We start from the raw sequence: 13,693 nt of genomic DNA on the forward strand, positions 1-13,693 counted from the left end.
CTGGCGGCACTAGCGCGGTGGTCCCACCTGACCCCATGCCGAACTCAGAAGTGAAACGCCGTAGCGCCGATGGTAGTGTGGGGTCTCCCCATGTGAGAGTAGGGAACTGCCAGGCATCAAATTAAGTGTGCTGATATGGCTCAGTTGGTAGAGCGCACCCTTGGTAAGGGTGAGGTCCCCAGTTCGACTCTGGGTATCAGCACCAGTTTTTAGGTTAAAGTTCGGCGATTTGAAAAGAATTTGCCTGGCAACGATAGCGCGGTGGTCCCACCTGACCCCATGCCGAACTCAGAAGTGAAACGCCGTAGCGCCGATGGTAGTGTGGGGTCTCCCCATGTGAGAGTAGGGCATTGCCAGGCATCAAACAAGTAAAAAGCCCATCCGTCAGGATGGGCTTTTTGCGTTTTCGCTCCTGCGTAAATATCCTTTTTCCTGGCTGGTAATGGCAATTTATCCGTTTGACGTTATCTGAGGGGAGGGGCTTTGCCCGGCCTTTAGTCGCGGGTGATACCGTTAAGCATCGCGGAACTTACCTTCGGGGAAGCGGTACCGGATAACCCTCCGGTACCTTTTATGGCAGAGAAGAGAAGGCGTTAACGGGTTAAAGCTACAATACCGAGCGTCAGGCCAGCTACCGCGGCTGCGCCGCCGGCAATCGCGCCAGCGGTTTCCCAGTTATCCTGAGTTGTTCCTTTCACACAAGTATTGGTATGGACGAGTCTACCTTCAGAGTCATAAACCGGTACGCACGGAGAGTCATGTGCACAGCCGGCAAGTAGCGTAGCCAGCAATGCCACTATAATAAATTTGTTCATGATGTTACCTCTAAATAATCCGCTTCGCTGTAGTGGCGAACCCACGTACATACGGAACAGCTTATTTTATCATCAGAAATATAGTTGGCCGCCAGAGTAAATAATCTCAATTTATGACTAACGTAAATATTATTAAGAAAGACAGATGATTATGAGTAAATAATGTGGGTTGCGGGGCGAGGGTAGGTTAAAGAATAATAAATATATTTAATATCAGTGAGATAGGTATTTATTTTTCAGGCAAGAAAAAAGGCACCGGATGGGTGCCCTGGAAAGAATATTTAGTCTATGTGCCTGGTAAAGCGCCGCCTTACTACCACAAAGAAGACCGGGACAAAGAATATAGCCAGCAATGTTGCCGTCAACATTCCGCCCATAACTCCGGTACCTACTGCATTTTGAGCTCCGCTGCCTGCGCCATGGCTAATAACCAGAGGCAGAACACCCAAAATAAAAGCAAGGGAAGTCATCAGGATAGGACGTAGACGCATACGGGATGCTTCCAGTGTGGCTTCGATAATGCCCTTGCCTTCTTTATCCATCAGGTCTTTGGCAAACTCAACGATAAGAATCGCGTTTTTCGCAGAGAGGCCAATAGTGGTTAATAAACCTACCTGGAAATAAACGTCATTATTAAGCCCGCGTAACGACGCCGCGAGTAATGCTCCAACAACGCCTAATGGTACGACGAGCATGACAGAGAAGGGAATCGACCAGCTTTCATAAAGCGCCGCAAGACACAGAAAGACGACAATCAGCGAAATGGCATACAGGGCTGGCGCCTGATTACCCGATAAACGTTCTTGATAGGACATTCCCGTCCAGTCGTAACCAATACCGGCAGGAAGCTTGCTGGCTAGCTGTTCCATTAAAATCATCGCATCACCGGTACTTTTCCCCGGTGCCGCTTCCCCCAAAACTTCCATAGAGGGTAAACCATTGTAGCGCTCCAGGCGCGGTGAACCATAAACCCAGCGCGAGGTCACGAATGCGGAGAACGGGACCATCTCGCCGTTCGCGCTGCGAACGTACATATTATTGATATCGCTCGGCAGCATACGGAATTTAGCATCGGCCTGAACGTAGACTTTTTTCACGCGTCCATGGTCAATAAAGTCGTTAACGTAGTAGCCCCCTAGCGCCGCGGAAATGGTCTCATTGATATCGGATAGCGAAATACCCAGAGCCTGAGCTTTCTCCTGATCGACATCAAGCTTGAATTGCGGCGTGTCTTCGAGCCCGTTGGGGCGAACGCGTACCAGCTGGTCAGGGTATTCTCTCACCATACCCAGAAGTTGATTACGGGCCTGGGTTAATGCGCTATGGCCCAGGTTACCCTGATCGATAAGCTCAAAATCAAAACCGGTAGCCGTACCCAGCTCGATAATTGCCGGCAGGTTGAAAGGAAAGACCATAGCATCTTTAATCTGACTAAAGGCAACGGTAGCCCGTTTGATGATTGCCTCAACGCCATTCTCTGCGCCGCTGCGCTCTTCCCATGGATTCAGGCTGACAAACGCCATACCGGAGTTTTGGCCCTGGCCGCTAAAGCTAAAGCCGTTAACGGTAAAGACGCTTTCAACGTTCGCCTTCTCTTTATGCAGATAGTAATCGGTAACCGTATCAAGAACCTTCTGCGTGCGTTCCTGCGTTGCGCCTGAAGGGAGCTGGATCATGGTCATAAATACCCCCTGATCCTCATCCGGCAAGAAAGAGGTGGGCAGGCGCATAAACAATACCGCCATACCCACAACGATTAGCAAATAGATGATTAGATAGCGCCCGGTACAGCGCAGGATCCCACTCACGCTGTTGGTGTAGTGATTTACGCTACGATCGAATTTCGCATTAAACCAGCCAAAAAATCCTTTTTTCTCATGATGATCGGCTGATGCGGGTTTCAGTAAGGTGGCACAAAGCGCTGGGGTCAGGATCAGCGCCACCAGTACGGACAGCGCCATCGCGGAGACGATGGTGATAGAAAACTGCCGATAAATCGCCCCCGTAGAGCCGCCAAAGAAGGCCATGGGGACAAACACCGCCGATAGCACCATGGCAATACCCACCAATGCCCCCTGGATTTGCGACATCGATTTTTCCGTCGCCTCTTTTGGGGAGAGCTTCTCTTCTACCATCACGCGTTCGACGTTTTCCACTACCACGATAGCATCGTCGACCAGCAGGCCTATTGCCAGCACCATGCCAAACATCGTTAGCGTATTGATGGAGTAACCGAATGTTGCCAGCACGGCAAAGGTGCCAAGCAGAACGACCGGAACCGCGATAGTGGGGATCAGAGTAGCCCGGATATTCTGTAAGAACAGATACATCACAAGGAAGACGAGGATGATGGCTTCAAATAGCGTCTTCACCACCTCGTGGATAGAGATTTTCACAAACGGCGTGGTGTCGTAAGGATAGACGACCTTCATCCCCTGTGGGAAGTACGGCTGCAGTTCGGCAAGCTTCGCTTTTATCGCCGCGGCGGTATCAAGGGCATTAGCGCCGGTCGCAAGTTTAATTCCCAGGCCTGAAGCTGGCTTGCCATTGATTCTTGCGACGACGTTATAGTTTTCTCCGCCCAGCTCAATGCGTGCCACATCTTTCAGATGCACGACTGACCCGTCGGCGTTCACTCGCAGAGTTACTTTGCCAAATTCTGCGGGGTCCTTCAATCGCGTCTGGGCAATGATGGATGCATTTAGCTGCTGGCCTTTAAGGGCCGGAGTGCCGCCAAGCTGCCCTGCAGCAATCTGATCGTTTTGGATTTTAAGCTGGTTAATGACGTCAACAGGCGTCAAATTGTACTTATTCAGCAGGTTTCCATCCAGCCAGATGCGCATTGCATACTGTGCGCCGAAGAGCTGTACATCACCCACGCCGTTAAGGCGGCTGATAGTATCTTTGACGTTCGAGGCCACATAGTCAGAGATATCATCCTGAGTGGTGCTGGGGTTATCGGAGATGAAACCAGCGACCATTAAGAAGCTACTGCTTGATTTCTCGACGCTAATCCCCTGCTGCTGTACTTCCTGAGGCAGTAGCGGCGTTGCCAGCTGGAGTTTATTCTGTACCTGAACTTGCGCAATATCCGGATCCGTACCCGAGGTAAAGGTCAGCGTAATGGTCACGCCGCCGGCGGAATCGCTGGTTGAGGACATATACATCAGGTTATCAATACCGTTCATGTTCTGTTCGATAACCTGAGTCACCGTATCCTGTACGGTTTGGGCATCCGCGCCAGGGTAGGTGGCGGAGATAGCGACCGCAGGCGGTGCGATGGTCGGGTATTGTGCTATCGGGAGCTGCATGATCGCGAGGCCGCCGGCAATCATCATGATGATTGCCAGCACCCAGGCGAAAACCGGGCGATGGATAAAAAACTTAGACATAGGGATTCTTACCTTATTGCGCGACAGTCGTCGCGGTATCCTCTTCGGCCTTCACCGTGACGCCGGGACGCACTTTCTGCAGACCGCTGACGATGACCTTTTCACCGGCTTTCAGACCGCTCGTAATTAACCACTTATCGCCAATTGCCTGCGAGGCGGTGACTGGCCGCGTTTCAACCTGGTTTTTGTCATTGACGAGCATCACGCTGGCATCGCCGCGCGGCGTACGGGTTACCCCCTGCTGAGGAACGAGAATAGCGTCTGGTGAAATACCTTCGTTGATGCGAGCGCGAACAAACATTCCTGGCAGCAGAGCATGCTGTGGGTTGGGGAAGATCGCGCGCAGCGTAATAGAGCCGGTGCTCTCATCTACCGTAACATCGGAGAACTGCAAAGTGCCCCGCAGCGCATAAGGTTGACCGTTTTCCATAATCAGCTGCACGCTTTTAGTGCCACTGCCCTGCTGCAGACTCTCCTGCTTCAGGCGCATGAAATCATTACTGGATTCGGTAACATCAACATAAATAGGATCGAGCTGCTGTACCGTCGCCATTGCATCAGCCTGACCATTTGTCACCAGTGCGCCTTCGGTTACGCTGGATTTGCCGATGCGACCGCCGATAGGTGAAGTCACTTTGGTGTACGCCAAATCAATGCGCGCGCTTTCAACGGCGGCTTTTGTTGCGATAACATCGGCATCCGCCTGGCGGGCAGTCGCTACTGCCTGATCGTATTCCTGCTGGCTGATATATTTTGTGCCGAGAAGAGGCGCATAACGTTTGACCGTTAAATGGGCGATAGCCGCTGCGGCCTCTGCTTTCGCTTCATCCCCCTTTGCGCTGTTATAAGCTGCCTGATAGGTCGCCGGATCGATTTGATAGAGAGACTGTCCAGCGGCGACATCGCTACCTTCGACAAAGTTACGATGCAGGATAATGCCGCTAACCTGCGGGCGAACTTCCGCTACGCGGTAAGCTGATGTCCGGCCAGGTAGCTCCGTGGTCACGGACAGCGGCGCGCTGTTCACCACATAAACGGAGACCTGAGGTATCTGCGCATGCGGTTGCCGATCGCCTGAATCATCACAGCCGCTGAGCAGGAGGGCCGGGATGATGAGGCTGGATAAAAGTGTAACCCTGACGTGACGTGTCATTGCTGTTCCTTATAGATTTTGAGCCAGGCTTGGCCACGAATCTGTGCAAGAAATAATGAATTAAAATGCGGTTTGGTATCCTACAAATAAAAAACGGTGGATGTAAGAAATAGTTATTTTTTAGCCATCAGCAAGGCACGCAAAAACAAAATATCGGTGATTATGTTTTGAGAATGATCTCAATTTAAAATTTGCTTACACTGATATTTAATCGGTGAATAAATTTCTTTTAATTATTCTTGTGGTGTATTTATTTGCATTTCACTTGAGATTTAACTTATCTGTATTTTTGCTAAACAATATTCATTGTCAGATGTTAGGTTTATACGTATTCACTTATTTCCCACACTCTTAATCTGGCGTAGAGCGGAGCACCGTATGCCTAGAAGAACGAAAGAAGATGCGTTAAAGACGCGGCAGCTTTTGATTGAGTCAGCCATTCAACAGTTTGCCCTACGCGGCGTGACCGGTACAACGTTAGCCGATATCGCTGATGCTGCTGGCGTGACGCGGGGAGCAGTCTACTGGCACTTTTCCAGCAAAGCGGAACTCTTTAATGAAATGTGGCAACAGCAGCTTCCGTTACGTGATCTGCTTAAACATGAATTTACCTCTTCACACGCTCAGGACCCGCTCAGCAGGCTACGAGAAAAATTTATTATCGGTCTGCAATATATCGCCATTAATCCCCGTCAACGTGCGCTAATGCAAATTCTGTATCAGAAGTGTGAGTTTTCCAGCGAGATGATATCCGAGGCTGAGATTCGCAAAAAAATTGGTTTTAGCTATCCCATTATTCGCAGTGTTTTACAGCTGTGCATTCGTAACGGATTATTACCAGAGGAAACCAACGTTGAAATTTCATTAATTGTATTACATAGCGCATTTGTCGGTATTATTAAAAACTGGCTCGTAGAGCCCGGAAAATTCGACCTGTATCATCAGGCTCCCGCTTTGGTTGATAATATTATGTCGGTCCTTTGCGGAACCCGCGGGCTACAGGCGATAGTCAATCATTAAAACGGATGCAATAAAAAAGGCGCTTCCCCATGCCGAAGAGCGCCTTTTATATCAAACACTTAACTGATTAGTATCAGTTCATGCCGTATTTTTTCAGCTTTTTACGCAGAGTACCACGGTTGATGCCCATCATCAGGGCAGCACGGGTCTGGTTACCGCGGGTGTATTGCATCACCATGTCCAACAGGGGCTGTTCTACTTCAGCCAGTACCAGCTCATACAGGTCATTAACATCCTGACCGTTCAGTTGAGCAAAATAGTTCTTCAGTGCCTGTTTAACCGAGTCACGCAGGGGCTTTTGAGTTACCTGATCCTGAGAGTTAACGGTAGAAACGGTCAGTACGTCAGAATTTACGCGTTGTTCGAACATAGTTCTGTCAGCTCTTTATTTCTATTACGCAAAATTTTCGAAGTATGCCTCCAACGCCTCCAGCTGTTCGCTGGAATCTTCTATGGCGTTGAATGTGCGCCGAAACTGGTCATCTGGAGCGTGTTCCTGCAGATACCAGGATACGTGTTTGCGTGCGATTCGGTACCCTTTTGCGTGGCCGTAAAAGCCATGCAGTTCCCGAACGTGTGCACAAAGCAAGCGCTTAACCTCTGCCAGGGGCAGCGGGGGCAGCAGCTCTCCAGTGTCCAGATAGTGCTGGATTTCCCGAAAGATCCAGGGTCTTCCCTGAGCCGCACGGCCTATCATAAGGGCATCAGCCCCCGTATAGTCGAGTACGGCTCTGGCTTTAAGCGGGTCAGTAATGTCGCCATTCGCGATAACCGGAATGGAAACTTTCTGCTTAACTGCCCGAATACTGTCGTACTCAGCGTCTCCGTTAAACAAGCAGGCGCGGGTGCGTCCGTGAATAGTCAGAGCCTGAATGCCACATTCTTCAGCCAGTTGGGCAATTTCTACACAGTTACGGTGTTCCGGTTCCCAACCGGTGCGAATCTTGAGAGTTACGGGAACGTCCACTGCTTTGACGACCGCCGTCAGGATCGACTTCACCTGGTCGGGGTACTGCAAGAGGGCTGAACCTGCAAGCTTACGATTCACTTTTTTAGCCGGACACCCCATATTGATATCAATAACTTGGGCGCCGCTTTCCACGTTAATACGGGCGGCTGCAGCCATCTCTTCCGGCACGCTGCCGGCGATTTGCACGGTACGAATACCGGGCTCATCAACGTGCACCATCCGTAAGCGGGACTTGTCGCTCTCCCAGACCTGCGGGTTGGAGGACATCATCTCGGATACGGTCAACCCTGCTCCCATCTCGTAACACAGCGTCCGGAATGGTCTGTCAGTAATGCCAGCCATAGGCGCTGCGATAAGTCGATTTCTGAGCTGGTAGTGTCCGATGCGCATGAGTTAAGAAATGACCATACTGTGACTGCAAGGCGGCGTATATTACGCATTTTTTGCACGAGATGAAAGGCCAAACTTTGAGCAATCCACTGAGGTGGATCAAAGAATCGCCGTCCAGGTCGGCGCTCATGAATAATTAGCTTTATAAATCATTGCATTAAAAATATGTGATGAATTTATCTACACATATATTTTTGCATAACTTCTCATTTTTTCTTCCCGGCCTGGGGTGTGGACAAGATAATCTGCTGAATTAATCAGCAAATTATCTTGGCTTTATGTGAGTTAGCTCTCATTTCAGAACATGATCGTGAAGCGTATCTGATGTTTACTCAATGACGACGCGACCATTCAGCGGCTGCACCGGACGATTATTATCGTGATGCATGGTGTGGCTAAATTTTGCCAGCTGCGCGGCAGACAACGTTAGCGGATGCTTAAGGACAATCCAGGTTACCCCTTCAGAGCAGGGCGGAGTAGTCAGAGAGCCGCTGAATCGCCAGTATGTCTTGTCCGCAGGAAGCAGGGCGTTGAGGTCCATTTGCGTGCTGATCTTCGCATTCTGCTCCGCTTTTTCCGGCATAGTGGCCCACAGTTTGTTCAGCTCACTATTTTCCGCCCCCTGGTCAAACATCACCGCTACGACAGTGATGGCTCCTTGAGCGTTGGTATGGACCAGGTGCATCTCCATCGCATAGTGCTTACCGTGAACGGTATTTTCGCTCGGGGCATGGAAATGGAACTGCTGAAGGGTAAATGGCGTACCGTCAATTGTAATGGTGTCCGCTGTGGTAGTTTTTAACCCGGCCTGAATGGTGTGACCATTGTTGATGAGCGTAATTGGGCCATCAATATAGTGGGTTTCCAACGATGACAGGTGCGCTTTGAACGTGGTATCGATGTTGATGGGAGATTGGTTCATGCCGCTCTGGCAGGTTTTGTACTCTTCACTGAGCGCTCCCCAGTGCTCCGGCGAACCTTCGCCTTCATAGCCCCAATGGGAAGCAAAAACCGTAATGGGCATCATGCTTAACACCAACAATGCCGCCTTGCCTAAAGATGTTTTCATATAATTCGTCCAATGAATAAGTTGATGATTTTATTGGTAACTACAATATGTTACCGCATCATCTTATTCTTATTGGGCGAATGATTTTGTACAGAAAACGCGAAAATTTGTGGCCTGCGATGAGGCCACAAGGAGAGATTACTTTTTAATACCGGTAATCCGGCACCACTCCTCTTTCTCCACGACGGGATCGAGATTAAAGAGGTCGGCGTATGCCTCACAAACGCTTTCCGCCTGGCTGGCAAGGATGCCGGAAAGCCCCAGCAGACCGCCTGTAACCGGCAGCACGCTGATAAGCGGGGCTAGCTCGCGTAATGGGCCAGCCAGAATGTTTGCGACCACGACATCGGCTTTCATCGCCTCTGGCTGATCTTTAGGCAGATACAGTTCCAGACGTTCAGAGACCCCGTTGCGCTCGGCGTTATCGCGGCTGGCCTGAATCGCCTGCGGATCGATATCAATACCAATCGCTTTCGCTGCGCCCAGCTTTAAGGCCGCAATGGCCAGAATGCCTGAGCCGCAGCCAAAATCGATGATCGTTTTGCCTGCGAGATCGAGTCCATCCAGCCATTCGAGGCACATTGCCGTTGTGGGATGCGTACCGGTACCAAACGCCAGGCCCGGATCGAGCATCACGTTAACGGCGTTTTCATCCGGCACATCCCGCCAGCTCGGGCAGATCCACAGGCGTTTACCGAAGCACATAGGGTGGAAGTTATCCATCCATTCGCGCTCCCAGTCTTTATCTTCCAGTTGTTCGATTTTATGCACGAAACCGGCGCCCAGCAGCGGATGCTGCTCCAGAATCGCGACCACTTCTTGCATGTCTGTTTCAGCGTCAAACAGGCCGATAACATCAGTATCGCCCCACAGACGGGTCTCGCCCGGCAGAGGTTCGAATACCGGCGTGTCGTGCGTATCCTGGAAAGTAATGGAAACGGAACCCGCTTCCATCAGCGCATCGCTCAGTTCTTCCGCGTTCGCGCCGGTAGTGTTCAGTTTCAGTTGGATCCATGGCATGGCAAAACTCTTTATTTATCAATAGTCAATACGGCGGCTTGCGGGGCGGAGGTTCCGAAGCGGTTTCCGACCAGGAAAGCCAATAAACTTAACAGTAACGAGGGCACTATCGGATGGAAGCCCAGGTACTGAAGATTAAAAGTGGCGAGTATGGCATAGAGTACGCCGCCGACGATCATCGCGCTCAATGCGCCTTTCGCGTTCGCTCGTTCCCAGTACAGGCCCAGCACCAGCGGCCATAAGAACACGGCCTCCAGGCCGCCGAACGCCAGCAGGTTGAGCCAGATAATCATCTCAGGCGGACGCCAGGCTGCCAGCAGCAGTAAAGCGCCCAACAGCAGGGTGATCGTTGCCGACATCCGCTTCAACCGGGTTTCATTTGTTATCTGCTCGGGGCGCAGATTCAGATACAGATCTTTAATGATCGTAGCGGAACTTTGCAGCAGTTGAGCGTTGATCGTCGACATAATGGCGGCCATTGGCGCAGCGAGGAAGATCCCGGCGGCAAATGGCGGCAATACTTTCACCATGAGGGTAGGGATGACCAGATCCGGCACCGTCAGATCCGGGATCACCGCGCGGCCGAGCGCTCCAGCAAGGTGCATACCAAACATCAGGATCGCGACGACTACTGTGCCAATGATAATTCCCCGGTGAACCGCTTTGCTGTCTTTATAGGAGATGCAGCGAACGGCGGTGTGCGGAAGGCCAATCACCCCGAAGCAGACCAGCACCCAAAAAGAGGTCATAAAGGTGGGAGAAAGAATATCATCAGCCCCCTGCGGAGAGACCAGCTTAGGATCGATAGTTTGCAGCGTTTCTACCGCATTATGTAGCCCGCCAGCCGCATGCACGACGCCAACCAGCAGAACAATCGTTCCTATCAGCATTACCATCCCCTGGAGGGTGTCATTGAGGACGCTGGCACGAAAACCGCCGAACGCGGTATAAAGTGCGATACTGACGCCAAAAATCAGCAGGCCGGTTTCGTAGGGGATGCCCGCCGCGGTTTCCAGCAGGCGCGCCCCGCCGATGAACTGCACCGTCATTGCCCCAACAAAAGCAACCAGTAGGCTCAGGCTCGCGAGCCAGACCAGCAGGCGGCTTTGATAGCGGGCAAAGAGCATATCGTTCAGCGTTACGGCATTATAACGTCGCGCCAGAATGGCGAATTTCTTACCCAAAATTCCCAGCGAGAGCCAGATAGCAGGAAGCTGGATCATCGCCAGCAGTACCCAGCCGAGACCATATTTATAGGCCGCGCCGGGGCCGCCTATAAACGAGCTTGCGCTGATATAGGTAGCCGTAAGCGTCATGGCTAATACAATGCCGCCCATCGAGCGGCTACCGAGGAAATATTCGTTCAGGAAGGAACCCGTTACGCGCTTACGCATCGCATAGATGGAGAGAGCAAACACCACCAGCAGGTAGGCGACAAGCGGCAGTATGACTTCAAGCTGCATCGTCATCCTCCAGAGGAATATCGCGATAAATCAGTTTTACCATTGCCCAGCACAGCAGGATAAACACCAGCGGTACCAGCAGGCAGGCCATTTCAAACCAGTGCGGCAGGCCGGTTATGCCAATACCGACGCCCGGCAAATAGGCGGCAGCCAGCCAGGCCGCAAGATAAAGAAGGGTTAGCCACAGCGCCCAGCGCGCCTCTTTATGGGCCTGAACAAAACGTTTGTCCATTTTTTGTCCCTTGAGGATGAAGAAAGCGGGGATTGTACCGCATGGAAAAGCGGAGAGGAGAGAAAAAGAAAAAAGGCCGGATTATCCGGCCTTTTGCAGCAGTAAGAGAATTACTTCTCCTGCAATCCGAGTTTTTTCTCCAGATAGTGGATATTGGTGCCACCATTCTGGAAATGTTCGTCGTTCATGATGCGGATCTGCAGATCTATGTTGGTTTTGATGCCATCGATAATCAGCTCCTGCAGCGCATTTTTCATGCGGGCAATCGCGACATCACGGTTTTCACCATAGCAGATCAGCTTGCCGATCATTGAGTCATAGTACGGAGGTACGGTGTAGCCTGCGTAGATATGAGACTCCCAGCGTACGCCAAAACCGCCCGGCGCGTGGAAGCGGGTAATTTTACCCGGGCTCGGCAGGAAGGTGTTCGGGTCTTCGGCGTTGATACGGCATTCCACCGCATGGCCTTTAACCATAACTTCTTCCTGCTTGATGGACAGCGGCTGACCAGCAGCGATGCGCAGCTGTTCTTTAATCAGATCGACGCCGGTGATCATCTCGGTTACCGGGTGTTCTACCTGAATACGGGTGTTCATTTCGATGAAATAGAACTCGCCGTTTTCGAACAGGAACTCAAAAGTACCCGCCCCGCGATAGCCGATATCGACGCACGCTTTGGAGCAACGCTCGCCGATATAGCGACGCAGTTCCGGAGTAATGCCCGGCGCCGGTGCCTCTTCGACGACCTTCTGGTGACGACGCTGCATGGAGCAGTCGCGCTCAGCCAGATAGATAGCGTTGCCCTGACCGTCAGCCAGTACCTGGATCTCGATGTGGCGAGGATTCTCCAGGTATTTCTCCATATACACCATGTCGTTGTTAAAAGCGGCTTTTGCTTCCGCTTTGGTCATGGAGATGGATTGAGCCAGCTCAGCATCGCTGCGCACGACGCGCATACCGCGACCGCCGCCGCCGCCGGAGGCTTTGATAATCACCGGGTAGCCAATGCGTTTGGCATGGGCGCGGTTAACGTCCATATCTTCACCCAGCGGGCCGTCAGAGCCCGGTACGGTTGGAACGCCCGCTTTCTTCATTGCGGTAATGGCAGAGACTTTGTCGCCCATCAGGCGGATAGTGTCTGCTTTCGGACCGATAAAGATAAAGCCGGAACGCTCAACCTGCTCAGCGAAGTTAGCGTTTTCGGACAGAAAACCATAACCCGGGTGAATAGCCACCGCGCCGGTGATTTCAGCTGCGCTAATGATAGCCGGGATATTGAGGTAACTTTTTACGGACGGAGCCGGGCCAATACAGACCGTCTCATCCGCTAACAATACGTGTTTTAAATCGCGATCCGCCGTTGAGTGCACAGCAACGGTCTTGATGCCCAGTTCTTTACAGGCACGCAGGATACGCAATGCAATCTCGCCGCGGTTGGCGATAACAATTTTATCCAGCATGTTCGCCTCGTTATTCGATGACGACCAGTGGCTCGTCAAATTCTACCGGTTGACCACTTTCGACCAGAATGGCTTTCACCACGCCGGATTTATCGGCTTCGATCTGGTTCATCATTTTCATGGCTTCAACGATGCACAGGGTATCGCCCGCGTTAACTTTCTGACCGATTTCGATGAAGGCTTTCGCGTCCGGGCTCGGGGTGCGGTAGAAAGTACCAACCATTGGGGAACGTACGATGTGACCACTGATTTCCGCTGCCGCAGGGGCTTCCATTGCTGGAGTGGCCGCAGTTGCGACTGCGTTAGACAGAGCCGGCTGTTGCTGCATCATCGGTGCGGCATAAGCCTGTTGCATCACCGGGAAACCTGCGTTTGGCGCGGCACGGCTAATGCGTACCGACTCTTCGCCTTCAGAAATTTCCAGTTCGGAGATACCTGATTCTTCAACCAGCTCGATCAGTTTTTTAATCTTACGAATATCCATGAGTGGGTTCCGTACTCTTTGTTTAGTGTGATTGTGACAGGCGTGTTAGCACCGTCTGTAAAGCATATGAATTACTGCTGATTCATGACGCCGCCATTGGGCATAAGTCGACAGGTTACGCTCCGGCTGCCCGAAAGCAAAAAGCGAAACTTACCGGCCAACATGCGGCCATCTTCTGCCATTCTCGGGTAAAAAACAAAATATACCTTCGATACGCGATTGTCA

The 13,693-nt window shown here is 51.6% G+C and carries 12 protein-coding genes, 1 tRNA gene and 2 rRNA genes; 4 read left to right on the forward strand and 11 right to left on the reverse strand.

Features of this window, described 5'->3' with window-relative positions; all coding sequences use genetic code 11:
• From rrf (K2184_RS27415) to rrf (K2184_RS27425), 3 genes are all read left to right on the forward strand, one after another.
• Nucleotides 1–115 (forward strand): 5S ribosomal RNA (rrf, locus tag K2184_RS27415).
• 14 nt (nt 116–129) lie between these two features.
• Nucleotides 130–205: transfer RNA gene (locus K2184_RS27420), tRNA-Thr, on the forward strand.
• A gap of 38 nt (nt 206–243) precedes the next feature.
• Nucleotides 244–359 (forward strand): 5S ribosomal RNA (gene rrf, locus K2184_RS27425).
• Between the two features lie 234 nt (nt 360–593).
• Here rrf (K2184_RS27425) and K2184_RS27430 read toward each other — a convergent pair.
• From K2184_RS27430 to K2184_RS27440, 3 genes are all read right to left on the reverse strand, one after another.
• Complete coding sequence (locus K2184_RS27430) at nt 594–815, reverse strand: membrane protein (protein ID WP_004106283.1); 222 nt, start codon at nt 813–815, stop codon at nt 594–596.
• Between the two features lie 281 nt (nt 816–1,096).
• Nucleotides 1,097–4,207 carry an efflux RND transporter permease subunit gene (locus K2184_RS27435; protein ID WP_163524813.1) on the reverse strand — a complete coding sequence of 1,037 codons (3,111 nt, stop codon included), beginning with the start codon at nt 4,205–4,207 and terminating at the stop codon, nt 1,097–1,099.
• Between the two features lie 13 nt (nt 4,208–4,220).
• The gene (locus K2184_RS27440; RefSeq protein WP_196557186.1) at nt 4,221–5,360 is read right to left on the reverse strand and encodes an efflux RND transporter periplasmic adaptor subunit; all 1,140 of its coding nucleotides are present in this window, start codon (nt 5,358–5,360) and stop codon (nt 4,221–4,223) included.
• Between the two features lie 378 nt (nt 5,361–5,738).
• Here K2184_RS27440 and envR point away from each other — a divergent pair, with 378 nt between their 5' ends.
• On the forward strand, nt 5,739–6,380 hold the full coding sequence (gene envR, locus K2184_RS27445) for an acrEF/envCD operon transcriptional regulator (protein ID WP_023321697.1): 642 nt from the start codon (nt 5,739–5,741) through the stop codon (nt 6,378–6,380).
• Nucleotides 6,381–6,453: 73 nt separating this feature from the next.
• Here envR and fis read toward each other — a convergent pair whose 3' ends face one another.
• From fis to accB, 8 genes are all read right to left on the reverse strand, one after another.
• Entirely contained in the window at nt 6,454–6,750 is a 297-nt protein-coding gene (gene fis, locus K2184_RS27450; RefSeq protein ID WP_000462905.1) for a DNA-binding transcriptional regulator Fis, read from the reverse strand.
• Between the two features lie 24 nt (nt 6,751–6,774).
• A complete protein-coding gene (dusB, locus tag K2184_RS27455; protein WP_017145334.1) occupies nt 6,775–7,740 on the reverse strand; it encodes a tRNA dihydrouridine synthase DusB in 966 nt (321 codons plus the stop codon).
• 328 nt (nt 7,741–8,068) lie between these two features.
• Nucleotides 8,069–8,809: a carbonic anhydrase gene (locus K2184_RS27460; protein WP_064371337.1), complete on the reverse strand. Its 741-nt coding sequence runs from the start codon at nt 8,807–8,809 to the stop codon at nt 8,069–8,071.
• Nucleotides 8,810–8,947: 138 nt separating this feature from the next.
• Nucleotides 8,948–9,829 carry a 50S ribosomal protein L11 methyltransferase gene (gene prmA / locus K2184_RS27465; protein WP_004115921.1) on the reverse strand — a complete coding sequence of 294 codons (882 nt, stop codon included), beginning with the start codon at nt 9,827–9,829 and terminating at the stop codon, nt 8,948–8,950.
• Between the two features lie 11 nt (nt 9,830–9,840).
• On the reverse strand, nt 9,841–11,292 hold the full coding sequence (panF, locus tag K2184_RS27470; RefSeq protein WP_064371336.1) for a sodium/pantothenate symporter: 1,452 nt from the start codon (nt 11,290–11,292) through the stop codon (nt 9,841–9,843).
• Nucleotides 11,282–11,524: a YhdT family protein gene (locus K2184_RS27475; RefSeq protein ID WP_004106269.1), complete on the reverse strand. Its 243-nt coding sequence runs from the start codon at nt 11,522–11,524 to the stop codon at nt 11,282–11,284. Before K2184_RS27475 ends, panF begins: the two co-directional genes overlap by 11 nt.
• A 110-nt stretch (nt 11,525–11,634) precedes the next feature.
• Nucleotides 11,635–12,984, reverse strand: coding sequence for an acetyl-CoA carboxylase biotin carboxylase subunit (gene accC / locus K2184_RS27480; protein ID WP_163524808.1), 1,350 nt, complete (start codon nt 12,982–12,984; stop codon nt 11,635–11,637).
• Between the two features lie 10 nt (nt 12,985–12,994).
• A complete protein-coding gene (gene accB / locus K2184_RS27485; protein ID WP_004106265.1) occupies nt 12,995–13,468 on the reverse strand; it encodes an acetyl-CoA carboxylase biotin carboxyl carrier protein in 474 nt (157 codons plus the stop codon).
• Nucleotides 13,469–13,693 lie beyond the last annotated feature (225 nt).

It is taken from the genome of Klebsiella sp. K5-306 (assembly GCF_051835185.1).
Lineage (GTDB): Bacteria > Pseudomonadota > Gammaproteobacteria > Enterobacterales > Enterobacteriaceae > Klebsiella > Klebsiella oxytoca.